Raw genomic sequence first — 24,071 nt, forward strand, 5'->3', positions numbered from 1 at the left:
CGGGAGCACGCATATGTCTGGAAGACTGCAAGGAAAGGCCGCCATCGTCACCGCCGCGGGACAAGGCATCGGCCGCGCGGTGGCGCTGGCCTACGCGCGCGAAGGCGCGGACGTGCTGGCCGTGGACCTGAACGGCGCGGCGCTGCAGACGCTGTCGGGCTGCCGCAGCCAGGTGCTGGACGTGACCGACGGCCGCGCGGTGCGCGCGCTGGCGGACGCCGCCGGCCCGGTGGACGTGCTGTTCAACGGCGCGGGCTTCGTGCATGCGGGCGCCATCCTGGATTGCGACGAAGACGCCTGGGATTTTTCCTTCAACCTGAACGTGCGGTCCATGTACCTGCTGATCCGGGCCTGCCTGCCGGGCATGCTGGCGCGCGGCTCGGGCGCCATCGTCAACATGGCCTCGGTGGCCGGCAGCATCAAGGGCGCGCCGAACCGCTGCGCCTACGGGGCCACCAAGGCGGCCGTCATCGGCCTGACCAAGGCGGTGGCCGCGGACTACGTCGCCCAGGGCATACGCTGCAATGCGATCTGCCCCGGCACGGTGGAGTCCCCCTCGCTGCGCCAGCGCATCGAGGCGCAGGCGCAGGCCAGCGGCCAGTCCGTCGCCGCGGTGGAGGCGGCCTTCACCGCGCGCCAGCCCATGGGGCGCATCGGCCGCACGGAAGAGATCGCCGCGCTGGCGGTGTATCTTGCCGGCGACGAGTCCGCCTTCACCACCGGCACCGCGCAGGTGATCGACGGCGGCTGGTCCAACTGAATTCGTCATTTCCCCAAGCAACAAGGAACCCGCTATGAAACTGATGCGCTATGGCCCCAAGGGCTTTGAGAAGCCCGGCCTGATCGATGCCCAGGGCCAGGTACGCGACCTGTCGTCCGTCGTGGCCGACATCACCGCGCAGACGCTGGGCGCCGCCAGTCTGGCGGAGCTGCGCGCGCTGGACCCGTCCACGTTGCCGCTGGTGGCGCAGCCGGGCCGGACCGCGCCGCCCTGGAGCGGCATGGGCAAGTTCATCTGCATCGGCCTGAACTATGCCGACCACGCCGCCGAATCGGGCCTGCCGGTGCCGGCCGAACCCGTCATCTTCATGAAGCCGACCTCGGCCGTGGTCGGCTGCAACGATCCGGTGGTGCTGCCCCAGGATTCGGTGAAGACCGACTGGGAGGTGGAACTGGGCGTGGTGATCGGCGAGAAGGCGCGCTACGTCAGCGAGGCCGACGCGATGAAGCACGTGGCCGGCTATTGCGTGGTGAACGACGTGTCCGAACGCGAATACCAGATCGAACGCGGCGGCACCTGGGACAAGGGCAAGGGCTGCGACACCTTCGGCCCCATCGGCCCGTGGCTGGCCACCGCCGACGAGGTCCCCCATCCGCAAGACCTGGAGATGTGGCTGGAGGTCAACGGCAAGCGCTACCAGAACGGCAGCACGCGCACCATGGTGTTCGGCGTGGCGCAGCTCGTGGCCTACGTGAGCCGCTTCATGACGCTGTATCCGGGCGACCTGATCAGCACGGGCACGCCGCCCGGCGTGGGCATGGGGCAAAAGCCCGCGCCCATCTACCTGAAGGCGGGCGACGAGATCAAGCTGGGCATCGCCGGCCTGGGCGAACAGCGCCAGCGCGTGCATGCCTGGGACCCCGCCCTGATCGACGGCTGATCGCCCGCGCCCCTACTCTTTCCGGAGTTCTCATGTCCCAGACCGATACGGCAGTCATACGCATCCACCCGGCGGACAACGTGGTGATCGCAAGACGGCAGCTTGTCAGCGGCACGCGGCTGGAGAGCGATGGGGTGACGATCCTGGGTCTGGTGCCGCCCGGCCACAAGGTGGCCGTGCGCGCCATCGCGGCGGGCGAGCCGGTGCGCCGCTACAACCAGATCATCGGCGTGGCGCGGCAGGACATCGCGCCCGGCCAGCACGTCCATACCCAGAACCTGGAGTTCTCGGACTTTCAGCGCGACTACGCGGTCGGGCAGGGCGCGCATGCCACCGACTACGTGGCCGAGCCCGCCATGTTCGACGGCATCGTGCGCGCCGATGGCCGCATCGCCACGCGCAACTACATCGGCATCCTCACCAGCGTGAACTGCTCGGCCACGGTGGCTCGCGCCATCGCCGACCATTTCCGGCGAGACATACGTCCCGAGGCGCTGGCGTCCTGTCCGAACGTGGACGGCGTGGTGGCGCTGACGCACGGCGCGGGCTGCGCCACCGGCAGCGAAGGCGAACCGCTGCGCGTGCTGCGGCGCACCCTGGGGGGCTATGCCCGGCATGCCAACTTCGGCGGCCTGATGGTCGTGGGCCTGGGCTGCGAGACCAACCAGATCGGCGGGCTGATGGAGCAGGAGAGCCTGCGCGAAAGCGGCATGCTGCATACCTTCAATATCCAGGACACCGGCGGCACCCGCAAGACGGTGGCGCGCGGCATCGAGCTGGTGGAGCGCATGCTGGACCAGGCCAACCAGGCGCGCCGCCAGGCCGTGCCGGCCAGCCACCTGACCGTGGGCCTGCAGTGCGGCGGGTCGGACGGCTATTCGGGCATCAGCGCCAACCCGGCGCTGGGCGCGGCGGTGGACCTGTTGGTTCGCCATGGCGGCACCGCCATCCTTTCCGAGACGCCCGAGATCTATGGCGGCGAGCATCTGCTGACGCGCCGCGCCGAAACGCCCGCCGTCGCCGACAAGCTGCTGGCGCGGGTGCGCTGGTGGGAGGACTACTGCGCCCGCAACGACGCCGAGATGGACAACAATCCTTCGGCCGGCAACAAGGCGGGAGGCTTGACGACCATCCTGGAGAAGTCGCTGGGCGCCATCGCCAAGAGCGGCACCACCAACCTTACCGACGTCTATGAATACGCCGAGCCGGTGCGCACGCGCGGGCTGGTGTTCATGGATACCCCGGGCTATGACCCCGTGTCCGCCACCGGCCAGGTGGCGGGCGGCGCCAACCTGATCTGTTTCACCACCGGCCGCGGGTCCGCCTATGGCTGCGCGCCCGCGCCGTCCTTGAAGCTGTCGACCAACACCGCGCTCTGGCTGCGCCAGTCCGACGACATCGACATCAATTGCGGCGAGGTGGTTGACGGCGCGCAAAGCGTGGCGCAGATGGGCGAGCGCATTTTCCAGCTGATGCTGCAGACGGCGTCCGGCCGGCGCACCCGCAGCGAAACGCACGGCTACGGCCAGAACGAGTTTGTCCCGTGGCAACTGGGCGCGGTGATGTAGCGAGACAAGGCCGGGCATGCTATACCCTCGCGTTACGCCCCTTTTTGCACTGCTCATCCATGCGTGAACGTTTGAATACGGAGTCGTTGCCGCGTCTGCCCGCAGACGTGGAGAAACCCAGCTACGACCGGAGCCGGCTTACTCCCGGCATCGTGCATTTGGGGCTGGGGGCCTTTCACCGCGCCCATCAGGCGCTGGTGACGGATATGGCCATGCAGGCCAGCGGAGACCTGAGCTGGGGAATCCTGGGCGTGTCCCTGCGCCGCCCCGACGTGCGCGACGCCCTGACGCCGCAGGACGGCCTGTACACGCTGGCCGTGCGCGACGCCGGGCCCGACGGCCATGAGCGCGAGCAGCTGCGCGTCGTGGGCTCGGTGCTGCGGGTGATGGTGGCCGAGGAAGATCCAAACGCCGTTCTGGAACGCATCGCATATCCGCATACGCGCATCGTCAGCATGACGGTCACGGAAAAGGGCTACAGCCACGAGCCCGCCACCGGCCACCTGCGCTGGGACGACCCGGACATCCTGCATGACCTGGAAAACCCGCATCGGCCCCGCAGCGCCATCGGCATGCTGGTCCATGGCCTGGCATTGCGCCGCGAACGCGGCCTGCCGCCGGTCACGCTGCTGTCCTGCGACAACCTGCGCGCCAATGGAGACACGCTGCGCAGCCTGGTGCTGGCCTTTGCCTTGCGCGTGGACGTGGGATTGACCGACTGGATCGACAGGCACTGCACCTTTCCGAATTCCATGGTGGACCGCATCGTGCCGCGCACCCTCGACCAGGACCGCGAGCGGATCGCCGGGCGGCTGGGCGTGGAGGACGCCTGGCCGGTGCTGGGCGAACCCTATCTGAACTGGGTGATCGAGGACAAGTTCGCGGCGGGCCGTCCCGCCTGGGACCTCCAGGGCGGGGCAACCTTCGTGCGCAACGCCGCGCCCTACGAGCGCCTGAAGCTGCGCATGGTGAACGGACCGCACTCCACGCTGGCCTATCTGGGCGCGGTGCTGGGCGCAAAAACCATGCGCGAGGCCGTGAACACACCGGCGCTGCGCGGCTTTGTCGAGGCCATGATGCGGCTGGAGATCGCGCCCACGCTGCGGGGCATCCCGGACGTGGGGCTGGAGGAATACCGCCAGCGATTCCTTGCGCGGGTCTCCAATCCGGCGCTGCCGCATCCGCTGCGGCAGGTCGCCATGGACGGCTCGCAGAAGATGCCGCAGCGCATCCTGGACACCATCCGCGAACGCCTGCGCTCGGGCGACGACATCCATCGCCTGTGCCTGGCGGTGGCGGCCTGGCTGCACTATTTGCGCGGCGAGGACGAGCTGGGCGGCCGCCACGCCATCGAGGATCCGCTGGCCGCGCGCCTGGCCAGGCTGTTGTCGCGGGCCGAAGTCGCGGCCCGCGCCGCCGCGCCGTCGCAGGCGGCGCATCGGCGGGCGATGGTGCTGTCGGGGTTCAAGCCGGTGTTTGGCGGGCTGGGCGAATCGCCCGAGTTCGTTGCAAGCCTGGCCACGCATCTGGAAACGCTGCGCCAGCACGGCGTGATTCGCGCCGTGGAGGCGGCCACCTAGGAGCAGGACATGACTGCCGAAAGACGAGTGGATGCCGCCGAATGGGAGCGCTGGGGCGTGGACTGCCTGCGCGCCCAGGACTTCTCCGAGGAAGACGCGCATTGCCTGGCGGCCAGCCTGGCGCAGACCAGCTTGTGGGGCATCGATTCGCACGGCATCGCCCGGCTGCCGCACTACTTGAACCGCGTCGCCCACGGGTCCATCCTGGCCAGGCCCGTCATCGATATCGAGCGCACCGGCCCGGGCACCGCCCAGCTGCACGGCGGCCAGGGGCAGGGCATCGTCGTGGCGCATCGCGCCAACGCGCTGGCGATCGATCTGGCCAGAAGCGCGGGCGTGTCCGCCGTGGGGGTCGGCAACTCCTCGCACTGCGGGGCGATCGGCCTGTACAGCCGGGCGGCGGCGCGGCAGGGATTCATCGGCATTGCCTTCACCCATTCGGACTCGATTGCCGCGCCCTTCGGCGGGCAGGAGCCGTTCTTCGGCACCAACCCCATCTCGCTGGCCTTTCCCCGGGCGGACGCCGACCCGCTCTGCCTGGACATGGCCACCACGGCCATTCCATGGAACCGCGTCATGAACGCCCGGCGCGACGGCGCCCCGCTGCCGTCCGGCGTGGCGCTGGACGTCCAGGGCAGGGACTGCGCCGACGCGGACCAGGTGCGCGCCCTGCGCCCCTTGGGCGGCGAGGAATACGGCTACAAGGGCTACGGCCTGGCGATGATGGTCGAGCTGCTTTGCGGGCCGCTGAACGGGAACCCCTTCGGTCCGCACATCTCGCCCATGTACGAGGCGCTGGCCCGTCCGCGCGAGCTCGGCGCGTTTTTCATCGTCATCGATCCCGCCCGTTTTGCCGGCGGCGCGGCGCTGGCCGCGGTGGTGGCCGGCATGGCGATGGAGTTGTCGCAGGCGCCCGGGGCGCCGCGCCTGCCGGGCGACCCGGAGGCCGCCGCGCAGGCCGAGCGCCGGCGGCTGGGCCTGCCGGTGCCGCCGGCCTTGTGGGCGGAGATGCAGGGGTGGAGCGACCGGCTGGGCGTGGAGCCGCCCGCCAGGATGGCCCGGGACCTGCGCCAGGCTCCGTCCGCGGCGGGCAGGTCCTAGACGCCCAGGTACTGCAAGAGCCGGGATTCGTCGTCCAGGAACGCCTGCGACGATCCCGTCCACGCCACGCGTCCCTTCTCCACGATGGCGTGGTGGTCGGCGGTGGCCAGCAGCGGTTCCAGGTTCTTGTCGATGCACAGCACGGCCAGCCCGGTCTGCTTCAGGGTCTCCAGCGCCGCCCAGATTTCTTCGCGCACCACGGGCGCGAGCCCTTCGGTGGCCTCGTCCAGGATCAGCAGGCGCGGATTGGTCAGAAGCGCCCGGCCGATAGCCAGCATCTGCTGCTCGCCGCCCGACAGGTGGCTGCCCAGGTGCCGGGCGCGTTCCGACAGGCGGGGAAACAGCGCATACACCCGTTCCAGTGTCCAGGGATGGGCCGCGCCTTGCCGGTTGTGGGCGGTGGCCACGAGGTTCTCCCGCACCGACAGGTTGGGGAAAACATGGCGGCCTTCGGGAACCAGGCCGATGCCGCATTGCGCCACCTTGTAGGAGGGCAGCCTGCCGATGTCGCGGCCGTCGAACGTGATGGCGCCCTGGGTCGCGGGGTTCAGTCCCATCACCGCCTTCACGGTGGTGGACTTGCCCATGCCGTTGCGTCCCAGCAGGGTGACGAATTCGCCCGGCCGGATGTCCAGGTCGATGCCGAACAGGGCCTGGCTGGCGCCATAGTGCGCGGTGACGCCGCGCAAGGAAAGCAGGGCGCTCATGCGCGGGCCTCCCTGGCGCGGCCGCGCTCGCTGCCCAGGTAGCATTCGCGCACCTGCGGATCGTTGCGGATCTGATCCGCGGTGCCGCAGGCCAGGGCGCGGCCATAGACCAGCACGGTGATGCGGTCGGACAAGGCGAAGACGGCTTGCATGTCGTGTTCCACCAGCAGGATGGTGTAGCGGCCGCGCAGCTGCAGCAGCAGCCGGGTCATGGCCTCGGATTCGTGCTGGCTCATGCCCGCCATGGGCTCGTCCAGCAGCAGCAGCGATGGCCGGCAGGCCAGCACCATGGCCAGCTCCAATTGCCGCAGCTCGCCGTGCGCGAGTTCGCCGGCGGGCGTGCGCGCGCGGGCCGACAGGCCGGCCAGCGCCAGCGCCTCATGGGCCGGGTCCGTCAGCGCGGGCGTCGACAGCACCGGCCGCCAGAAGCGGAAGCTGTGGCCGCGCCGCGCCTGCACCGCCATCGCCACGTTCTCAAGGGCCGTGAAGGGCTTGAAGACGGAGGTGATCTGGTAGGACCGCGCCAGGCCGTGGCGCACGCGCTTTTCGACCGGCATGCGGGTGATGTCGCGCCCGTCGAGCAGCACGCGTCCGGCGTCGGGCCTCAGCTCTCCGCTGAGCTGGCCGATCAGCGTCGTCTTGCCGGCGCCGTTGGGCCCGATGACGGCATGCAGCTCGCCGTCCCGCACATCCAGCGACAGCTTGTCGGTGACCGTCAGGCCGCCGTAGCGCTTTTCCAGGTTCTCGATGCGTAGCGCGCTCATTGCGGCTCTCCCGAGGGGCGGTGCGCGCGGCGGCCGCCCATGCGCCAGGGCTCGGGCGACAGGCTGCCGTATACGCCGCGCCGCGACGCCAGCACCACGCCGACGATCAGGAGGCCCATGATCAGCATCCAGTGCTCCGTCAGCAGCTTGAGCCCCTCTTCCAGCAGCAGGAACGCCAGGGCGCCCACCACCGGTCCGAACAGCGTGCCGATGCCGCCCAGCGCCACCATCACGATCAGCTCGCCGGAGGTGGTCCAGGCCAGGTACGAGGGCGACACGTACATCGTCAGGTTGGCCAGCAGCACGCCGGCCACGCCGCAGATGACCGCCGAGATCACATAGGCCGCCAGACGGTAGCGCAAGGTCGCAAACCCCAGCGCCCGCATGCGCCGCTCGTTGGCCTGGCAGCCGCGCAGCGCCATGCCGAAGGGGGCGTGGACCAGCCGGTGCATCAGCCACAGCACCAGCAGCAGGACACCGAACGCCGTGTAGTAGAGGGCCAGCGGCGTATCCAGCCTGAACGCCCCGAAATCGCTGCCGGCGAACAGCGACATGCCGTCGTCGCCGCCAAAGCCGTCCAGGCCCGTGGCCAGGAAATAGAACATTTGCGCGAACGCCAGCGTGATCATGATGAATGCGATGCCCGAGGTGCGCATGACCACGTAGCCGCTGACCAGGCCGACCACCGCGCAGGCGCCGATGGCGCCGGCCAGGTGCAGCCAGCCGTTCTCGATGCCGTAGTGCGACAGCACGCCGACCGAGTAGGCGCCCAGGCCCAGGTACAGGGCATGGCCAAAGCTCACCATGCCGCCGTAGCCCAGCAGCAGGTTCAGCGCCAGCGCGGCGATCCCATACACCAGCACGCGCCCGAAGAGCGCCAGCAGGAACGGTTCGCCCTGCCAGTGGGCGTACACGGGAAGCAGCGCCAGGAGCAGCAGCAGGGCGGCGGCGACCAGCGCGCGGGGAGATAGCTTATGCATGAGGTCCGCGTCCTTATCCGTGCCTGACGGGAAACAGGCCCTGCGGCCGCAACGCCAGGACCAGCGCCATGACGATGTAGATCAGCATCGACGCGATCGCCGGGCCCGCCGCGTTGGCCGCGGCGGGCGGCAGGGCGGCGCGCAGCAGCGTGGGCAGCAGGGCGCGGCCCAGCGTGTCGATCAGCCCCACCATCAGCGCGGCCAGGAACGCGCCGCGCACCGACCCGATGCCGCCGATCACGATGACCACCAAAGTTAGGATCAGGATGGGTTCGCCCATGCCGGTCTGGGCCGACAGGATGGGGCCGGCCATCAAGCCGGCCAGGCCGGCCAGCACCGCGCCCAGCACGAACAGCAGCGTGTTCAGCCGGGCGATGTTCACGCCCAGCGCGCCGACCATCATGCGGTCGGTGGAGCCCGCGCGTATCAGCATGCCCAGCCGGGTGCGGTGGATCAGCACATAGCAGCCCGCCGCCACCAGCAGGCCCACCACGATGATGAGAAAGCGGTACAGCGGGTAGGTCACGCCCAGGATGTCGATGGTGCCGGAAAGCCAGGACGGCAGCCCCATGCTGATCGGCGCGGGGCCCCAGATGATGCGCGTGAGCTCGTTGAAGAACAGGATGAAGCCGAACGTGGCCAGCACCTGGTCCAGGTGTTCGCGCGGATACAGCCGGGCCAGCGCGATGCGGTCCAGCAGCAGCCCCAGCGCCGCCATGCCGGCGATGACCGCGGCCGCGGCCAGCAGGAACGAGCCGGTATGCCGGAACACGGTGGCGGCGATGAAGGCGCCCATCATGTAGAGCGATCCGTGCGCCAGATTGATGAAGTTCATGATGCCGAACACCAGCGTCAGGCCGGCGGCCAGCAGGAACAGCAGGATTCCGAGTTGCAGGCCGTTCAGGGCCTGCACCAGCAGCAGCGTCGTGGACATAAAGTTCACCTCTTGCAGGCGGCCGTCAGGCCGCCCGCGTTACTTCATGGCGCACTGGGCGGCGTACTGGTCCGATACCTTGGACAGGTCCGGGAAGATGGGCCCCTTGTTCACGAAGCCCACCTTGCCGTCGGCGCCGTCCGCCACGTCCGCCCGGAAGAAGCCGGCAACGGGGAAGTGGTTGGGCTGATAGCGGAATTCGCCGCGCACGGACTGGAAGTCGGCGGATTCCAGGGCTTTGCGCAAGGCGTCCTTGTCGTCGACCTTGCCGCCCGTCTTCTTCAGCGCGGACCCGATCAGCTGGGCGGCGTCCCACGACTGCGCGGCATAGCTGGACGGCTCGCGCCCGTACTTCTGGCGGTACGCCGCGGCAAACGCCTTGTTGGCGGCATTGTCCAGGTCGGGCGAGTATGGAACGTTGGTGACGGCGCCCAGCGCGTCCTTCTGCAGGGCGGGCAGGGTGGCGCCGTCGATGGTGTCCACCGACAGCAGCGGGATCTTGCCGAACAGGCCGGCCTGGCGGTACTGCTTGATGAAGTTCACGCCCATGCCGCCGGGAAAGAACACATAGGCGGCATCCGGCTTGGCGTCGGCCAGCGCGGCCAGCTCCACCGAGTAGTCGGGCTGGTTCACCTGGGTGAACACCTCGTTCATCACGTCGCCCTTGTAGAAGCGCTTGAACCCGGCCATGGCGTCCTTGCCGGCCTGGTAATTGGGCGCCAGCAGGTAGACCTTCTTGAACCCCATCTGGTTGGCCATCTCGCCGCTGCCTTCGTGGCGCTGGGTGTTGTTCCACGACGTGGAGAAGAAGTAGGGCGAACAGTCCTTGCCCGCCAGATTGGTGGGGCCGGCGTTGGATCCCACCAGGAACACGCCGGCGCTGGTCACGGGGCGGACCACGGCGAGCATGACGTTGGAGTACACCACGCCCGTGATGATCGGCACCTTGTCGCTTTGCACCAGCTTGCGCGCGGCCTGCACGCCCACTTCGGGCTTGAACTGGTCGTCTTCCTTGATGACCTGCACAGGCACGCCGCCGAGCTTGCCGCCGCCCTGTTCCACGGCCAGCATGAAGCCGTCGAGCTGATCCTGGCCCAGCACCGAGCCCGGGCCGGTCAAGGTGGTAAGCAGGCCGATCTTCACGTCGGCCATGGCGGCGGTCGATAGCGCCAGGCCCATGACCGCGGCGGCGGTTAGCGTGGTGGTGCGTTTCATGGTGTTTTCCCTTGAGTTGCCGTGTGTCACGGTCGTGGTGTGGTCGAGCGCGTCGGGTGCTACGAATTCAAGCCAAAGAACGTCGTCGTGTTGCGGAACAGGATCTTGTGCTGCACCTCGGGCAGCAGGCCGGCGTGCGCGACCAGCTTGCCGACCTCCTGCTCGCCCAGCGGATACGGATAGTCGGAGCCCAGCAGCACGCGGTCTTCGCCCATCACGTCGATCAGCAGGCGCAGGGAGCGCGGGTCGAACACGGCGCTGTCGGTGTAGAAGCGGTCGGTGTAGGAAGAGGGCAGCTGCGGGCAGTCTTCCCGCACGATGTCGCGATGGCGCCAGGCGTTGTCCACGCGGCCCAAGAGGAACGCGAAGCTGCCGCCGCCATGCGCGAAGCACAGCTTGAGGCTGCGCGGAATGCGTTCGAAGGCGCCCGACAGGATCAGCGACAGGATGCCCAGCTGCGTTTCGGCGGGCATGGCGACCAGCCACGGCAGCATCCATTTCTTCATGCGGCCGTCGGTCATCATGTCCCACGGATGCACCAGCACGGGGATGCCGTCATGGGCGCAGTGGGTGAGGAACTGCACCACGGTGTCGTCGTCCAGGTCGCGCGGGCCCACGTGGTTGCCGATCTGCACGCCCAGGTGGCCGGCGGCGCGAGCCCGGGACGCTTCCTTGCAGGCCAGATCCAGGTCCTGCAGCGGCACCTGCGCCAGCGCCTTCAGGCGCGAGGGCGCGTAGGCGCAGTGTTCCAGCGCCAGGTCGTTCATGCGGGCGGCCCAGTCCGCCGCGGCGCGGGCGGGATAGGTGTAGCCGAACATGATCGGGGTGGCGCACAGGATCTGCACGTCCACGCCGTGGCGGTCCATCTGCCGCACGCGCAGCGCGGGGTCCCACAGGGTCGCGTCCACGGGCCGAAACGGGCGGTCGCCCGCCATGATCTGCCCGGTGGAACCGTCGCCGTCCGGGCGCAGCCAGGGAGCGTTGACGGGATCAAGCGCGGCCGCTTCCCGCCGCGTGATCGGCGGGAAGAAATGGGCGTGCATATCGATTTTCTGGATCATGTCTGAACTGGGCCTAGGCGGGCGTGGCTTGCGCGGACGGAGCGTGTCCCTTGCCGGGATGGAGCTGTCCGCAACTGGGGCAGGTGCGCTTTTCGGTGCTGGCGTAGAAGGCCTGGAACAGCGGGGGCAGGTCGGTCACGATGCTTTTGAGCTGGACCTCCACGCGGTGCACCAGGTGGCTGCATTGCGGGCAATACCATTCGAAGCCGTCGAGCAGGCCGGGAGGGCGCTGGCGCTCGATGACCAGACAGGCGCTGTCGGCTTCGGGGCGCTGCGGCGAATGCCGCACATGGGGCGGCAGCAGGAAGATGTCTCCTTCCTTGAGGTCGACGCGTTCCGGCTTGCCGTCCACCCAGAGCGACAGCCAGGCGTTGCCGCGGATCTGGTGGAAGAACTCTTCCAGCGGGTCGTCGTGGTAGTCGGTGCGATGGTTCGGGCCGCCCACCACGGTGACGATGAAGTCGCTGTCCTGCCAGATCTGCTGGTTGCCGACGGGGGGCTTGAGCAGGTGGGCGTGGTCTTGTATCCAGCGCTGGAAATTCAACGGCGGGCCGTAGGCGGGCATGGGGGTCTCCGGGGGTGTCGCGGGGCGGGCGGGGAGCGGATGATGATGCAGTCTAGGCGGGGGGCGGGGAGGCTGCACAATAGAAATTGTGGGGTTGGATATGCGGGTTATCTATCGCGGGGTTTCCCGGAGGGCTGCTGCGGTGGTTCTTGAGACGCACGGCCTGGCGGTGGCCCGAGGGGCGCCGCCATGCCGTGCTTGGCCGTATGCAGTTTCACGTCAGCGGGGGCAAGCGGTGTGCTTGGCGTTCTTGCTGCGCAGGTGTCTGACACCCCGGAAACGCCATTACAGTCTGAAGTGCACTTCCACGGGTGTCAGACACCGGGGCATCGGCGCAGGTGTCTGACACCCCGGAAACGCCATTACAGTCTGAAGTGCACTTCCACGGGTGTCAGACACCGGGGCATCGGCGCAGGTGTCTGACACCCCGGAAACGTCATTGCAGCCTGAGGTGCGCTTCCATCGGTGTCAGACACCGGGGCATCGGCGCAGGTGTCTGACACCCTGGAAACGCCATTACAGCCTGAAGTGCACTTCCACGGGTGTCAGACACCGGGGCATCGGCGCAGGTGTCTGACACCCCGGAAACGCCATTACAGTCTGAAGTGCACTTCCATGGGTGTCAGACACCGGGGCAGCATGCACGGTGCTCAACGGCGTCGGGGTGATGGCGCTGGCGTGTGGCGATTGGGGCCGCGCGGGGAACGGCTACGGCATTACTGGCGCGGTCTCGCGCTGCGCCGTGATCTGCTTCAGGTAGTCCACCAGGCGCTGGCACGCAGGCGTCAGCGGGCGGTCGGCGCGGATCGAGTAGCCGACGTCGCCGAAGGCGCCGAAGACGTTGGTGGGCAGGCGGGCCAGGATGCCCATGGACAGGAATTGCGCCGCCGCGTCGTAGGGGATGAGCGCGAGCGCGTCGCTGTGCATCAGCACGCCGATATTGGTCAGCAGCGACAGCGACTCGATGTGGCGGGCGGGCAGGCGCAGGCCGGCGTCGAAGAAGGTGCGTTCGATCGAGGCGCGCAGCGGCGAGGTGGGGGCGGGCAGGATCCAGATGTGGTCCATCAGGTCCGCCAGCGCGATCTGCCCGGCGTCGGCCAGCGGGTGGCGCGCGCCGACGACCAGGCACAGTTCCTCGTGGTACAGCTTGTGGTGGTCCACCGCGACGCCGGAGATGGATGCCATGTCGGCGCCGGGCAGGCGGCCGACGACGATGTCGACGTCGCCCGTGGCAAGCGCGGGCAGCAGCTGGGCGGAGGGGCCTTCGCGCACCGTTACCTGGATGCCGGGATGCTCGGTCATGAGGCGCGCAATGGCTTCGGGCAGCAGCTTGGCGGACGCGGCGATCAGCGTGCCCACCACCACGTGGCCGCTGGCGCCGCCCAGCACCGCGTCGATGTCGTCGGCCATGTAGCGGATCTCGGCCATCATGGCGTGTACGCGCCGGCCCAGCACCATGGCCAGTTCCGTGGGGGTGACGCCGCGGTTGGACCGTTCGAACAGCGTCGCGCCGAAGAAGGCCTCCAGGTCGTGGATGGCCTTGGTGACGGTGGGCTGGGTCAGGTGCAGTTCGCTGGCGGCGCGGGACAGCGAACGGCGCGCCAGCACGCGCTCGAAGATCTGCAGTTGGTGCAGCTTCAGCTTGTGGCTGAGCGCGTTGGGCGTAATGCGGAAGTTCGACATCCGTGCAGCCGCCCTGGCGGCTGGCGCCGGGCGATCGTCCTGTTCCCTAAGTGAACCCGAAATGCCGTCGCCCATGATGCGCCGTCCGGTTCGCTTGGAAGGCTAGCGGGCGGGCGGCTTGTAGGCGACGGCCTTGATCTCAATCAGCAACTGCGGGTGCGGCAACTGATGCACCGCGACCGTGGTGCGTGCCGGACCGTCGGCGTCGAAGTACTCGCCATAGACCTGATTGTATCCACCGAAGTCGTTCATGTTGACCAGGAACGTACTGATTTCCACCACGTCGGCGAGCGTGGCGCCGGCGGTCGCCAGGATGTCGCGGATGTTCTCGATGACGGCGCGCGTCTGGATGCGGATGTCGAGCGTGGCGGTGCCCATCGCGTCGACCTCGGCGCCCGCGATGCGGTTGTCGGGCAGGCGCGAGCTGGTGCCCGAGACGAACAGGAAGTCGCCGGCGCGCTTGATGTGGGGATACTTGCCGCGGGGCGTGGCCTTGCCGGCGACGACGGTGGCGCTGACGGTGGGCTGGTTCATCGTGCTTTCCTTTGCGTGGATGGGGTCAGAGCTTGATGCAGACGTTGGTGGGCTCGGTGTAGAAGTGCAGGGAGTGGCGCCCGCCTTCGCGGCCGATGCCGGACAGGCCGCTGCCGCCGAACGGCGTGCGCAGGTCGCGCAGGAACCAGCAGTTCACCCAGGCCAGCCCGACTTGCATGGCCTGCGCCACGCGGTGCCCGCGCGTGAGGTTCTGGGTCCAGACGGCGGCCGCCAGGCCATAGCGGGTGTCGTTGGCCAGGCGGATCGCTTCTTCCTCGGTGTCGAAAGGCGCCACATGGCACACCGGGCCGAAGACTTCTTCCTTGATGCAGCGGGCGTGTTCGGGCAGGCCGGTCCAGATCGTGGGCTGCACGTAGGCGCCGTCGTCTCGCGCATCGCCGAATACCGGCACGCCGCCGCCTGCGACGACGGTTGCGCCTTCCTCGCGCGCCAGCGCAAAGTAGGACAAGACCTTCTCGCGATGCTCGCGCGACACCAGGGGGCCCATCTCGGTGTCGGGGTCCGTCGGCCAGCCGATGCGCATGTCCCGCGCCCGCGCCGCCAGCGCGGCGACGAAGCGTTCGTAGATCGGGCGCTCGACGTACACGCGTTCGGTGCACAGGCAGACCTGGCCGCAGTTGGCGAAGACCGACCGCGTGACACCGTCCACCGCCGCGTCGAAGTCGGCGTCGGCGAACACCAGCGCGGCGTTCTTGCCGCCCAGTTCGAACGACACCGGCTTCACGCCCGGGGCGACCGCGCGCATGATGGCCGAGCCCGTGGCGGATTCGCCGGTGAAGGTGATGCCGTCGATGTCCGGATGCGTGGTCATGAATTCGCCCGCCGAGTTCGGCCCGAATCCGTGCGTCAGGTTCAGCACGCCGGGCGGCAGGCCCGTCTCATGGGCCACCTCGGCCAGCAGCGTGGCGGTGGAGGGCGTGACCTCGGACGGCTTCATGATCACCGTGTTGCCAAAGGCCAGCGCCGGCGCCACTTTCCATGTCAGCAGCAGCAGCGGCAGGTTCCACGGCGAAATCACGCCCACCACCCCCAGCGGCTTGCGGTAGGCGTAGTTCAGCGCCTGCCGGCCGTCCGGCGTGTCGGTCATGTAGCTTTCCATGTCCAGCGTGCGCGCCAGTTCGGCGAAGGCCCGGAAGTTGGCCCCGCCGCGCGGGATGTCGATCTTGCCGGCCCATCCCACCGGCTTGCCCGTGTCGCCGATCTCGGCCTGCAGGAAGTCGTCAAAGCGCCGGACGATGCCGTCGGCCAGGGCCAGCAGGTGATCCGTACGCGCCGCCACCGACAGCCCCGCCCAGGCGGGCAGCGCCCGGCGGGCCGCCGCGACGGCCCGGTCGACCTGGTCGCGGCTGGCCTCATGGACCTGGGCGATCAGTTGCCCGTCCACCGGACTGTGTTTGTCGAAGGTGGACGCGCCGTCTTCGAAACGGCCGTCCAGGTAGTTGCGCAGTTGGCGGATCGTCATGGCCAGGCCCCGTGGTTGATGCAAATAAATACGTATACGTACTATATTGGCGGATCATAGGCAGCCGGCCGTCCCAAGTCAATGCGCATTTTCGCGAACGCCAGCGCCTACAATCGCCAGGCCCCTTTCTTGGACGTCCGATGACCGCCCCTTCCCGATCCGCCCGCCCGGCCAGCGCCCGGGCCCTGAAGGAATTCGACCTGACCCAGGTGGCCTCCCACCTGCTGCGGCGCGCCCATTTCCGGGCCGAGGCGTTGTTCGCCCAGGCCTTTGCGGACGAAGACCTGACGCCGCGCCAGAAGGCCTTGCTGGTCACCGTCTACCAGAACCCCGGCGCCACGCAGAACCGCATCGCCGACCTGATCGCGCTGGACCGCAATTCCTTTGCCGAGATGATCGCGCGCATGACGAAGAAGGGGTACGTGCGCCGCACGCGCGCCGCGGGCGACGCGCGCGCCTATGCGCTGGAGATCACGGACGAGGGGGTGGCGCTGCTGGCGCGCATCCTGCCGCATGACGCGGACGTGGAAGCCCAGGTGCTGGCGCCCATTCCGCCGGAGCTGCGGCCGGTGTTCCTGAAGTGCCTGCGCCTGATGGCGGGCCTGGAACCGCCGGACCAGCCTTGACGAGAGGCCCGCGCGCCGTTGCGCCGGCCGTTCAGGCGCCGGGCGTGGGCGCGGAATCGTTTGCCGGGGGCGCCGGCGCTCTTTCCACCTTGCCGAAGCGCAGCGCGAACTGCCGCGTGAAGACGGCGCCAAAGAAGAAGATCTGCGCGGAATAGTAGATCCACAGCAGCAGCGCAATCAGCGAGCCGGCCGCGCCATAGGCGGACACGGCCGCGCCGCGGCTCAGGTAGACGCCGATTCCCCACTTGCCCACGAGGAACAGCGCCGCCGTCACGATCGCGCCGGGTATGACGTCGGGCCATGAGATCTTCGCGCTGGGCAGCAGCTTGAAGATGACGGCGAACAGCGCCGCCACCACCGAAAAAGAGAACAGGTTGGACGCCCATTCCGCCACCAGGGCGAACGACGAGGCGGTCCACAGCTCTCCGTAATACCCGCGGGCCGCCGCCAGCGCCGCGTTCACGGTCAGCGATACCAGCAGGAACAGCGCCAGCACCAGCACCAGGCCAAACGACAGCACGCGGCTGCGCACCATGCCGTGCAGGCCGCCCTTCTGGTTGGCCGACACCTCCCACAGCTCATCCAGGCTGGCCTTCAGTTCGGCGAACGCCGTCGTGGCGCTGAAGATCAGCACAAAAATCGAGATCAGGGCCGCGATCCAGCCGCCGCCCGATTCGTGGGCGCTGGCCAGCACGGTCTGGATCACCTCGGCGCCGCGTTCCCCGATCAGGTCGCGCAGCTGCGTGAACAGCTCGGAGCGCACCGCCTCTTCGCCGAAGAATGCCCCCGCCACGGCGATCACCAGCAGCAGCATGGGGGCGAGCGAAAACACCATGTAGAGGGCCAGCGCCGCTCCCTTGCTGGAGGCGCGATGGCTGGACCACTGCTTGGCGGAGTCCATCAGCAGCCCGCCGATCTCGGAAGGTCGCAGGATACGCAGCAGGGTCTTGGGTAGGCGCATGGGGGCGGGCCTCGGTCTGGGAAGCCTTTATTGTAGGGACGCATGCGTAACGGCGAAACCGCCAGATTGTTCGCAAACGTGTGCCCGTCCAAGGGCGATGGCCCGCGCCAGAAACACCAGGCAAAGAAAAACCCCCGGGGCGAAGGTCCGGGGGTTTCTCGGGATACTGCGTTCCCCCGGCCGAAGCCGGGGAGGCCTTGCAAGGGAAGCGGGACTTAGAAGTCCATGCCGCCCATGCCGCCCATGCCGCCGGGCATGGCCGGAGCAGCGGGCTTGTCTTCGGCCAGTTCCACAACGGCGGCTTCAGCCGTCAGCAGCAGGCTGGCGACGGAGGCAGCGTTTTGCAGGGCGGTGCGGGTCACCTTGGTGGGATCCAGCACGCCTTGCTCGACCAGGTCGGTGTACTCGCCGGTCGCGGCGTTGTAGCCGTAGTTGCCCTTGCCTTGCAGCACGTTGCTGACCACGACGCTGGCTTCTTCGCCGGCGTTCGTGACGATGGTGCGCAGGGGCTCTTCCACAGCGCGCAGGATCAGCTTGATGCCGGCGTTCTGGTCAGGCGTGTCGCCCTTCAGGTCAGCGATGGCTTGCTTGGCGCGCAGCAGTGCAACGCCGCCTCCAGCCACAACGCCTTCTTCCACTGCGGCGCGGGTAGCGTGCAGGGCGTCTTCGACGCGGGCCTTCTTTTCCTTCATTTCGACTTCGGTGGCAGCGCCAACGCGAATCACGGCAACGCCGCCGGCCAGCTTGGCCACGCGTTCTTGCAGCTTTTCACGGTCGTAGTCGGACGTGGCTTCTTCGATCTGGACGCGGACTTGCTTGACGCGAGCTTCGATCGACTTGCTGTCGCCAGCGCCGTCGATGATGGTCGTGTTTTCCTTGCCCACTTCGATGCGCTTGGCTTGGCCCAGTTCAGCCAGGCCGGCCTTTTCCAGCGACATGCCGGTTTCTTCGGAGATCACCGTGCCGCCCGTCAGGATGGCGATGTCTTCCAGCATGGCCTTGCGGCGGTCGCCGAAGCCCGGAGCCTTGACGGCGGTGGTCTTCAGGATGCCACGGATGTTGTTCACAACCAGGGTGGCCAGCGCTTCGCCTTCGACGTCTTCCGCGATGATCAGCAGGGGACGGCTCGACTTGGCAACTTGCTCCAGCACGGGCAGCAGGTCGCGGATGTTGCTGATCTTCTTGTCGAAAATCAGGACATACGGATCTTCCAGCACGGCAACTTGCTTTTCCGGGCTGTTGATGAAGTAGGGCGACAGGTAGCCGCGGTCGAATTGCATGCCTTCGACGACGTCCAGCTCGTTTTCCAGCGACTTGCCGTCTTCGACGGTGATGACGCCTTCCTTGCCGACCTTGTCCATCGCGTCAGCGATGATCTGGCCGATGGAAGCATCGCTGTTGGCCGAGATCGAACCGACTTGAGCGATTTCCTTGCTGGTCGTGACCGGCTTGGATTGCTTCTTCAGTTCAGCCACGGCGGCGGCGACAGCCTTGTCGATGCCGCGCTTCAGGTCGATGGGGTTGAAACCGGCGGCAACGTACTTCAGGCCTTCCATGACGATGGCTTGAGCCAGCACGGTGGCGGTCGTGGTGCCGTCGCCGGCGTTGTCGGAGGTCTTGGACGCGACGTCCTTGACGAGTTGAGCGCCGATGTTCTCGAACTTGTCCTTCAGTTCGATTTCCTTGGCGACGGACACGCCGTCCTTGGTCACCGTCGGGGCGCCGAACGAGCGCTCCAGCACGACGTTGCGACCCTTGGGGCCCAGGGTGGTCTTGACAGCGTTGGCGAGAACATTCACGCCACGGACGATGCGCACGCGGGCGTCATCACCGAACAATACTTGCTTGGCAGCCATTTCTTAGCTTCCTTCGAAAATTCGTTTGAGGCGGGGTTTACAGAACCACGGCGAGGATTTCGTCCTCGCGGATGACGAGCAGTTCTTCGCCATCAACCTTCACGGACTGGCCGGCGTACTTGCCGAACAGAACCTTGTCGCCAGCCTTCAGGTCGACCGGCAGGATCTTGCCGTCTTCGGTCTTCTTGCCGGGGCCGACGGCCACGACTTCACCTTGATCGGGCTTTTCAGCAGCGCTGTCGGGGATGACGATACCCGAGGCAGTCTTGCGCTCGTTTTCGAGGCGTTTGACGATCACGCGATCGCCCAGGGGACGCAAGGCCATGAGGAACTCCTGTTACTAAAGAAGAAAGTGAATGATCGGTTTGGCCCGGGAAGGCTGTTAGCACTCACCGGTGTCGAGTGCTAATTATAGGGATGATGTCCGGAGGTTCAAGGGGGTGGGGTGGGCTGTTACATATTTCATTGAAGTTGGGAAACTGAGGGGAATGGTTCACTTGACTTGGGAATTGGAGCCGGCTGTTTCCTAGGGTTTCTCCCTATTTGCATACGTATGCAAGGCTTCGAAAGTGAACTCACTTTGTTGAACCACTAACGTTTGCAGGGCCAGGAAACATGATCCGTTATCTGAAGCGCGGCCGGACCGCCGCTGTCAAGACCGACGACGACGCCAAGGTGCGCGTCACCGTGGAAGACATCATCCGCGACATCGAAACCCGCGGCGACGAAGCCGTGCGGGACTACAGCCGCAAGTTCGACAACTGGGACCCGGCGGACTTCCGCCTGTCGCGCGCCGAAATCGAGGCGGCCCGTGCGCAGTTGTCGGCGCGCGAGATCGAAGACGTCGCGTTCGCCCAGAGCCAGGTCCGCAACTTCGCGCAGATCCAGCGCGATTCGATGCGCGACGTGGAAGTGGAAACCTATCCCGGTGTGGTGCTGGGCCACAAGCACGTGCCGATGAATGCGGTGGGCTGCTACATCCCCGGCGGCAAGTATCCCTTGCTGGCCTCGGCGCACATGAGCGTGCTGACCGCCAAGGTGGCGGGCGTGAAGCGCATCGTGTCGACGGCGCCGCCTTACCAGGGCAAGCCGCATCCGGCCATCGTGACCGCCATGGACATGGCCGGCGCGGACGAGATCCTGGTGCTGGGCGGCGTGCAGGCCGTGGTGGCGATGGCGGTGGGCACGCCCAGCGTGGCGCCCGTGGACATGCTGGTGGGCCCGGGCAACATGTTCGTTGCCGAGGCCAAGCGGCAGTTGTACGGCCGGGTGGGCATCGACCTGTTCGCCGGTCCGACCGAGACGCTGGTGATCGCCGACGACAGTGTGGACGGAGAGCTTTGCGCGGTCGACCTGCTGGGCCAGGCCGAACACGGCCCGACGTCCCCCGCCGTGCTGCTGACCAACAGCGAACAGTTGGCGCGCGACACGCTGGCCGAAGTCGAACGCCAACTGGCCATCCTGCCTACGGCGGGCATCGCCGCCAAGGCCTGGGCAGATTGCGGCGAGGTCATCGTTTGCGACAGCTACGAGGAAATGCTGCAGGTGGCCGACGAGCTGGCGTTCGAGCACGTACAGGTCATGACCCGCGACCCGGACTACTTCCTGGAAAAGATGACCAACTACGGCGCCCTGTTCCTGGGTCCGCGCACCAACGTCAGCTTCGGCGACAAGGTGATCGGCACCAACCACACGCTGCCGACCAACCGGAACGCCCGCTACACGGGCGGCCTGTGGGTGGGCAAGTTCCTCAAGACCTGCACCTACCAGCGCGTGCTGACGGACGCCGCCAGCGCGACGATGGGCGAATACTGCTCGCGCCTGTGCCACATGGAGAATTTCTCCGGCCACGGTGAGCAGGCCAACATCCGCGTGCGCCGCTATGGCAACCGGCCCGACCTGCCTTGGTATCAGCCGGTAGAGGCGCAAGCATGATTGCCTTGCCCAAGGGACCGGACTTCCGTCTGGACGGGCGCCGCGCCCTGGTGACGGGCGGCAGCGGCGGCATCGGGCTGGCGGCGGCGGCCGCGCTGGGCCGCGCCGGCGCGCACGTCACGGTGGCGGCCCGGCGCGAGCCGGAGCTGGCGCAAGTGTGCGAAGCCTTGCGGGCCGAGGGCATCGGCTGCGCGCCGCTGGTGCTGGACGTGACGGATTCCGCCGCGGTCGATCAGGCCGTTGCACGCGGCGAGCCATTCGACATCCTGGTCAACAATGCCGGCATGAACCGTCCCAAGCCGCTGGTGGAGCAGGCAGACGAGGACATCGACGTCGTGCTGGACCTGAATGTGAAGGCGGCCTTCTACACCAGCCGGGCTGTGGCGCGCCGTCTGTTGAAGGAAGGCCTTGCCGGATCGATCATCAACGTATCGTCGCAGATGGGGCACGTGGGCAGCCCGCGGCGCGTGCTGTACTGCGCCAGCAAGCACGCGCTCGAAGGCATGACCCGCGCCCTGGCATGGGAGCTAGGCGCAGCGGGCATCCGCGTGAACACGGTCTGCCCCACGTTCATCGAAACGCCGATGACGGCCGGCATGCTGGAGCAGCCCGGTTTTCGCGATTGGGTCTGCGCGCGCAATGCGCTGGGCCGCGTCGGCCGCCTGGACGAGGTCATGGGTGCCATCGTGTTCCTGGCCAGCGGCGCCTCCAGCCTGATGACCGGCAGCGCGCTGATGCTGGACGCCGGATGGACCGCGGCATGAAGTCTGCGCCGCGCGCCCAGGACGTGGCTGATCTGGCGCAGGTGTCGCAGTCGGCCGTCAGCCGCACCTTCACGCCGGGCGCCAGCGTGTCCGAGGAGACGCGGCGCAAGGTGCTGGCGGCCGCGCAGAAGCTGGGCTATCGGCCCAATGCGCTGGCCCGCAGCCTGATCACACGCCGTAGCCGCATCGTGGCGCTGGTGATGAGCTATCTGGAGAACCAGTTCTACCCGCTGGTCATCGAGCGGCTGTCGCAGAAGCTGCAGAAGGAGGGCTACCACGTGCTGATGTTCATCGCGGAGGTGGACGAGGCGGCGGACGGGGTGTTGGCGGAGATCCTGCAATACCAGGTGGACGGCATCGTCATGGCGTCCGCCATGCTGTCGTCCAACGTGGCGCGCAGTTGCGCCGAGGTCGGCGTGCCGGTGGTGCAGTTCAACCGGGTCTCCATCCTGGGCGGACTGGCCCGCCACGCCAGCAGTTCGGTCACGTCCGACAACTATGCGGGCGGCCAACTGGTGGCGCGGCTGCTGGTGGAGCGCGGTTACCGGCGCTTTGGCTATCTGGCGGGATTGGAGGATTCCTCCACCAGTATCGAGCGCGAGCGCGGCTACCGCGACGCTTTGCGCGAACTCGGCTACGACGTGCAGTGCCGCGACGTGGGGCATTACAACTTCGACCTAGCTCAATCGGCTGTGCGGCGCATGTTCTCCGGTAATCCGCCGGACGCGCTGTTCGCCGGCAACGACCACATGGCGATCGCGGCGCTGGACGTGCTGCGCCAGGAGCTGGGCCTGCAGGTGCCGCAGGACGTGGCCGTGGTGGGCTTTGACGACGTGCCGCAGGCCGCCTGGGGCGCGTATCGCCTGACGACGGTGCGCCAGCAGGTCGAGCCCATGGTGGATGCCACCGTGAGCCTGCTGCGCGAACAGATGCAGGCCGAACTGCGGCCGCGCGACATCGTCGTGCCCTGCAGCCTGATCGAGCGCGCGACCGTCCGGGGGGGGCCTTGATCATTTATTTTCTTATCGGCAATACCGAAAAGCGCGCACAGACCGCGCTCATCATCAAACCAGGAGACCAACGCATGCGCAGCATTTTTGTACGAACCCTGACCGCCGTCGCGGCGATCGGGCTGACCGCCAGCATGGCCCACGCGCAAGGCGGCGCGCCGGCCTGGCCGGCCAAGACCATCCGGTACGTCGTGCCGTTCTCGCCGGGCGGCGTGTCTGACGGCGTGGCGCGCCTGATGGCAGAGCAACTGAGCGCACGGCTGGGGCAATCGGTCATTGTGGAGAACAAGCCGGGCGTCTCCGGCATCGTGGGAACCCAACTGGTGGCCCGCGCCGAGCCGGACGGCTACACCCTCGTCGGCGGCACGATCACCACGCATGCCGTTAACCCGTTCTTCATCAAGTCGCTGGGCTATGACCCGGTCAAGGACTTCACGCCGATCGGGCTGGTGGGCATGGTCAGCAACGCGCTGGTCGTGCGGGCCGACAGTCCCTTTAATACGGTGCAGCAGGTGATCGATGCCGCGCGCGCCCAGCCGGACAGCCTGACCTACGGCACGGCGGGCGCTGGCACGTCGCAGCATTTGTCGGGCCAGCTCTTCCAGTCCATCTCGGGCACGCGCCTGCGCCAGATCGTCTACAAGGGCGGTTCGCAAGCCATGGTGGACCTGATCGGCGGACAGATCGACATGGTGTTCGAAACCGTGGCCGCGGCGCGCCCGATGATCGATTCCAAGCGCGTCAAGGTGCTGGGCGTGACGGCCGCGGCGCCGCTGGCGGACCTGCCCGGCGTCAAGCCGCTGGCCGAGCTGGGCCTGCCGGGATTCGAGATGCAGTCCTGGCAGGGGATCTTTGCGCCGGCCGGCACGCCTGCGCCGGTGGTGGATCGCCTGGGCCAGGAGATCGCGGCCATCGTCAATAGCCCGGACGTGCGCGCCAAGTTGCTGATGCTGGGAGTCGCCCCGGACGGCCGCGGCTCGGCGGAGTTCTCGAAATTCCAACGCAGTGAAACCGAAAGATGGGGCAAAGTGATCAAAGACGCCGGCATCCAGGCCGATTGATCCTGCCCTTCCCCAGCCAGGA

General features: G+C 67.7%; 23 protein-coding genes. 10 read left to right on the forward strand and 13 right to left on the reverse strand.

The annotated features are described in order from the left end of the window. Nucleotides 1-13: 13 nt before the first annotated feature. From ACFWP0_RS07500 to ACFWP0_RS07520, 5 genes are read left to right on the forward strand one after another with little or no spacing between them, the layout of a single operon-like run. Complete coding sequence (locus ACFWP0_RS07500) at nucleotides 14-760, forward strand: SDR family oxidoreductase (RefSeq protein ID WP_377840879.1); 747 nt, start codon at nucleotides 14-16, stop codon at nucleotides 758-760. 34 nt (nucleotides 761-794) lie between these two features. After that, on the forward strand, nucleotides 795-1,661 hold the full coding sequence (locus ACFWP0_RS07505) for a fumarylacetoacetate hydrolase family protein (protein WP_377840880.1): 867 nt from the start codon (nucleotides 795-797) through the stop codon (nucleotides 1,659-1,661). Between the two features lie 32 nt (nucleotides 1,662-1,693). Continuing rightward, entirely contained in the window at nucleotides 1,694-3,229 is a 1,536-nt protein-coding gene (locus ACFWP0_RS07510; protein WP_377840881.1) for a UxaA family hydrolase, read from the forward strand. 59 nt (nucleotides 3,230-3,288) lie between these two features. Continuing rightward, nucleotides 3,289-4,809: a mannitol dehydrogenase family protein gene (locus tag ACFWP0_RS07515; RefSeq protein WP_377840883.1), complete on the forward strand. Its 1,521-nt coding sequence runs from the start codon at nucleotides 3,289-3,291 to the stop codon at nucleotides 4,807-4,809. Between the two features lie 9 nt (nucleotides 4,810-4,818). Next, nucleotides 4,819-5,910 (forward strand): Ldh family oxidoreductase, encoded by a 1,092-nt coding sequence (locus tag ACFWP0_RS07520; RefSeq protein ID WP_377840885.1) that lies wholly within the window; start codon nucleotides 4,819-4,821, stop codon nucleotides 5,908-5,910. On the opposite strand, the gene ACFWP0_RS07525 is transcribed toward ACFWP0_RS07520, so the two are convergent. The 10 genes from ACFWP0_RS07525 to ACFWP0_RS07570 form a co-directional block, all read right to left on the reverse strand. Beyond that, nucleotides 5,907-6,617, reverse strand: coding sequence for an ABC transporter ATP-binding protein (locus tag ACFWP0_RS07525; protein ID WP_377840886.1), 711 nt, complete (start codon nucleotides 6,615-6,617; stop codon nucleotides 5,907-5,909). The genes ACFWP0_RS07520 and ACFWP0_RS07525 overlap by 4 nt on opposite strands. Beyond that, complete coding sequence (locus ACFWP0_RS07530) at nucleotides 6,614-7,381, reverse strand: ABC transporter ATP-binding protein (protein ID WP_377840888.1); 768 nt, start codon at nucleotides 7,379-7,381, stop codon at nucleotides 6,614-6,616. The genes ACFWP0_RS07525 and ACFWP0_RS07530 overlap by 4 nt, the downstream gene beginning before the upstream one ends. Next, the gene (locus tag ACFWP0_RS07535; protein WP_377840890.1) at nucleotides 7,378-8,361 is read right to left on the reverse strand and encodes a branched-chain amino acid ABC transporter permease; all 984 of its coding nucleotides are present in this window, start codon (nucleotides 8,359-8,361) and stop codon (nucleotides 7,378-7,380) included. Before ACFWP0_RS07535 ends, ACFWP0_RS07530 begins: the two co-directional genes overlap by 4 nt. Before the next feature lie 13 nt (nucleotides 8,362-8,374). Beyond that, nucleotides 8,375-9,295: a branched-chain amino acid ABC transporter permease gene (locus ACFWP0_RS07540; protein ID WP_377840892.1), complete on the reverse strand. Its 921-nt coding sequence runs from the start codon at nucleotides 9,293-9,295 to the stop codon at nucleotides 8,375-8,377. Between the two features lie 39 nt (nucleotides 9,296-9,334). Next, on the reverse strand, nucleotides 9,335-10,510 hold the full coding sequence (locus tag ACFWP0_RS07545; protein WP_377840893.1) for an ABC transporter substrate-binding protein: 1,176 nt from the start codon (nucleotides 10,508-10,510) through the stop codon (nucleotides 9,335-9,337). A gap of 59 nt (nucleotides 10,511-10,569) precedes the next feature. Next, nucleotides 10,570-11,571, reverse strand: coding sequence for an amidohydrolase family protein (locus tag ACFWP0_RS07550; protein WP_377840895.1), 1,002 nt, complete (start codon nucleotides 11,569-11,571; stop codon nucleotides 10,570-10,572). Nucleotides 11,572-11,584: 13 nt separating this feature from the next. After that, nucleotides 11,585-12,136, reverse strand: a complete 552-nt coding sequence (locus ACFWP0_RS07555; protein ID WP_377840897.1) for a 3-hydroxyanthranilate 3,4-dioxygenase — start codon at nucleotides 12,134-12,136, stop codon at nucleotides 11,585-11,587. 708 nt (nucleotides 12,137-12,844) lie between these two features. Further along, nucleotides 12,845-13,894: a LysR substrate-binding domain-containing protein gene (locus tag ACFWP0_RS07560; protein WP_377840898.1), complete on the reverse strand. Its 1,050-nt coding sequence runs from the start codon at nucleotides 13,892-13,894 to the stop codon at nucleotides 12,845-12,847. 27 nt (nucleotides 13,895-13,921) lie between these two features. Continuing rightward, complete coding sequence (locus ACFWP0_RS07565) at nucleotides 13,922-14,353, reverse strand: RidA family protein (protein WP_377840900.1); 432 nt, start codon at nucleotides 14,351-14,353, stop codon at nucleotides 13,922-13,924. A 25-nt stretch (nucleotides 14,354-14,378) separates the two neighbouring features. Continuing rightward, nucleotides 14,379-15,836: a 2-hydroxymuconic semialdehyde dehydrogenase gene (locus tag ACFWP0_RS07570; RefSeq protein ID WP_377840902.1), complete on the reverse strand. Its 1,458-nt coding sequence runs from the start codon at nucleotides 15,834-15,836 to the stop codon at nucleotides 14,379-14,381. A 140-nt stretch (nucleotides 15,837-15,976) separates the two neighbouring features. Between ACFWP0_RS07570 and ACFWP0_RS07575 the strand changes: the two genes are divergently transcribed. Beyond that, nucleotides 15,977-16,462, forward strand: a complete 486-nt coding sequence (locus ACFWP0_RS07575) for a MarR family winged helix-turn-helix transcriptional regulator (protein WP_377840903.1) — start codon at nucleotides 15,977-15,979, stop codon at nucleotides 16,460-16,462. A gap of 31 nt (nucleotides 16,463-16,493) precedes the next feature. Here ACFWP0_RS07575 and ACFWP0_RS07580 read toward each other — a convergent pair whose 3' ends face one another. The 3 genes from ACFWP0_RS07580 to groES form a co-directional block, all read right to left on the reverse strand. Continuing rightward, a complete protein-coding gene (locus ACFWP0_RS07580) occupies nucleotides 16,494-17,423 on the reverse strand; it encodes a YihY/virulence factor BrkB family protein (protein WP_377840904.1) in 930 nt (309 codons plus the stop codon). Nucleotides 17,424-17,638: 215 nt separating this feature from the next. Then, nucleotides 17,639-19,279 (reverse strand): chaperonin GroEL, encoded by a 1,641-nt coding sequence (groL, locus tag ACFWP0_RS07585; protein WP_171664914.1) that lies wholly within the window; start codon nucleotides 19,277-19,279, stop codon nucleotides 17,639-17,641. Nucleotides 19,280-19,316: 37 nt separating this feature from the next. Further along, entirely contained in the window at nucleotides 19,317-19,604 is a 288-nt protein-coding gene (groES, locus tag ACFWP0_RS07590; protein WP_057283173.1) for a co-chaperone GroES, read from the reverse strand. 290 nt (nucleotides 19,605-19,894) lie between these two features. On the opposite strand from groES, the gene hisD reads away from it, so the two are divergent. The 4 genes from hisD (at nucleotide 19,895) to ACFWP0_RS07610 (ending at nucleotide 24,049) form a co-directional block, all read left to right on the forward strand. Then, a complete protein-coding gene (gene hisD, locus ACFWP0_RS07595; protein ID WP_377840905.1) occupies nucleotides 19,895-21,214 on the forward strand; it encodes a histidinol dehydrogenase in 1,320 nt (439 codons plus the stop codon). Continuing rightward, nucleotides 21,211-21,978, forward strand: coding sequence for an SDR family NAD(P)-dependent oxidoreductase (locus tag ACFWP0_RS07600; RefSeq protein ID WP_377840906.1), 768 nt, complete (start codon nucleotides 21,211-21,213; stop codon nucleotides 21,976-21,978). The genes hisD and ACFWP0_RS07600 overlap by 4 nt, the downstream gene beginning before the upstream one ends. Beyond that, entirely contained in the window at nucleotides 21,975-22,988 is a 1,014-nt protein-coding gene (locus ACFWP0_RS07605; protein ID WP_377840908.1) for a LacI family DNA-binding transcriptional regulator, read from the forward strand. Before ACFWP0_RS07600 ends, ACFWP0_RS07605 begins: the two co-directional genes overlap by 4 nt. Before the next feature lie 74 nt (nucleotides 22,989-23,062). After that, nucleotides 23,063-24,049 (forward strand): Bug family tripartite tricarboxylate transporter substrate binding protein, encoded by a 987-nt coding sequence (locus ACFWP0_RS07610; protein ID WP_377840910.1) that lies wholly within the window; start codon nucleotides 23,063-23,065, stop codon nucleotides 24,047-24,049. Nucleotides 24,050-24,071: the final 22 nt, after the last annotated feature.

This window comes from Achromobacter sp. NPDC058515 (assembly GCF_042721735.1).
Lineage (GTDB): Bacteria > Pseudomonadota > Gammaproteobacteria > Burkholderiales > Burkholderiaceae_B > Achromobacter.

What these genes read in the sequence shown, in the direction of transcription:
- ACFWP0_RS07510 (WP_377840881.1), top strand. Translation starts at nt 1,694, where the DNA reads ATGTCCCAGACCGATACGGCAGTCATACGCATCCACCCGGCGGACAAC.
- ACFWP0_RS07550 (WP_377840895.1), bottom strand. Translation starts at nt 11,571, where the DNA reads ATGATCCAGAAAATCGATATGCACGCCCATTTCTTCCCGCCGATCACG.
- ACFWP0_RS07580 (WP_377840904.1), bottom strand. Translation starts at nt 17,423, where the DNA reads ATGCGCCTACCCAAGACCCTGCTGCGTATCCTGCGACCTTCCGAGATC.
- ACFWP0_RS07535 (WP_377840890.1), bottom strand. Translation starts at nt 8,361, where the DNA reads ATGCATAAGCTATCTCCCCGCGCGCTGGTCGCCGCCGCCCTGCTGCTG.
- ACFWP0_RS07600 (WP_377840906.1), top strand. Translation starts at nt 21,211, where the DNA reads ATGATTGCCTTGCCCAAGGGACCGGACTTCCGTCTGGACGGGCGCCGC.
- ACFWP0_RS07520 (WP_377840885.1), top strand. Translation starts at nt 4,819, where the DNA reads ATGACTGCCGAAAGACGAGTGGATGCCGCCGAATGGGAGCGCTGGGGC.
- ACFWP0_RS07515 (WP_377840883.1), top strand. Translation starts at nt 3,289, where the DNA reads ATGCGTGAACGTTTGAATACGGAGTCGTTGCCGCGTCTGCCCGCAGAC.
- hisD (WP_377840905.1), top strand. Translation starts at nt 19,895, where the DNA reads ATGATCCGTTATCTGAAGCGCGGCCGGACCGCCGCTGTCAAGACCGAC.
- ACFWP0_RS07570 (WP_377840902.1), bottom strand. Translation starts at nt 15,836, where the DNA reads ATGACGATCCGCCAACTGCGCAACTACCTGGACGGCCGTTTCGAAGAC.
- ACFWP0_RS07540 (WP_377840892.1), bottom strand. Translation starts at nt 9,295, where the DNA reads ATGTCCACGACGCTGCTGCTGGTGCAGGCCCTGAACGGCCTGCAACTC.
- ACFWP0_RS07565 (WP_377840900.1), bottom strand. Translation starts at nt 14,353, where the DNA reads ATGAACCAGCCCACCGTCAGCGCCACCGTCGTCGCCGGCAAGGCCACG.
- ACFWP0_RS07560 (WP_377840898.1), bottom strand. Translation starts at nt 13,894, where the DNA reads ATGGGCGACGGCATTTCGGGTTCACTTAGGGAACAGGACGATCGCCCG.
- ACFWP0_RS07545 (WP_377840893.1), bottom strand. Translation starts at nt 10,510, where the DNA reads ATGAAACGCACCACCACGCTAACCGCCGCCGCGGTCATGGGCCTGGCG.
- ACFWP0_RS07505 (WP_377840880.1), top strand. Translation starts at nt 795, where the DNA reads ATGAAACTGATGCGCTATGGCCCCAAGGGCTTTGAGAAGCCCGGCCTG.
- ACFWP0_RS07610 (WP_377840910.1), top strand. Translation starts at nt 23,063, where the DNA reads ATGCGCAGCATTTTTGTACGAACCCTGACCGCCGTCGCGGCGATCGGG.
- groES (WP_057283173.1), bottom strand. Translation starts at nt 19,604, where the DNA reads ATGGCCTTGCGTCCCCTGGGCGATCGCGTGATCGTCAAACGCCTCGAA.
- ACFWP0_RS07555 (WP_377840897.1), bottom strand. Translation starts at nt 12,136, where the DNA reads ATGCCCGCCTACGGCCCGCCGTTGAATTTCCAGCGCTGGATACAAGAC.
- ACFWP0_RS07500 (WP_377840879.1), top strand. Translation starts at nt 14, where the DNA reads ATGTCTGGAAGACTGCAAGGAAAGGCCGCCATCGTCACCGCCGCGGGA.
- ACFWP0_RS07530 (WP_377840888.1), bottom strand. Translation starts at nt 7,381, where the DNA reads ATGAGCGCGCTACGCATCGAGAACCTGGAAAAGCGCTACGGCGGCCTG.
- groL (WP_171664914.1), bottom strand. Translation starts at nt 19,279, where the DNA reads ATGGCTGCCAAGCAAGTATTGTTCGGTGATGACGCCCGCGTGCGCATC.
- ACFWP0_RS07575 (WP_377840903.1), top strand. Translation starts at nt 15,977, where the DNA reads ATGACCGCCCCTTCCCGATCCGCCCGCCCGGCCAGCGCCCGGGCCCTG.
- ACFWP0_RS07525 (WP_377840886.1), bottom strand. Translation starts at nt 6,617, where the DNA reads ATGAGCGCCCTGCTTTCCTTGCGCGGCGTCACCGCGCACTATGGCGCC.
- ACFWP0_RS07605 (WP_377840908.1), top strand. Translation starts at nt 21,975, where the DNA reads ATGAAGTCTGCGCCGCGCGCCCAGGACGTGGCTGATCTGGCGCAGGTG.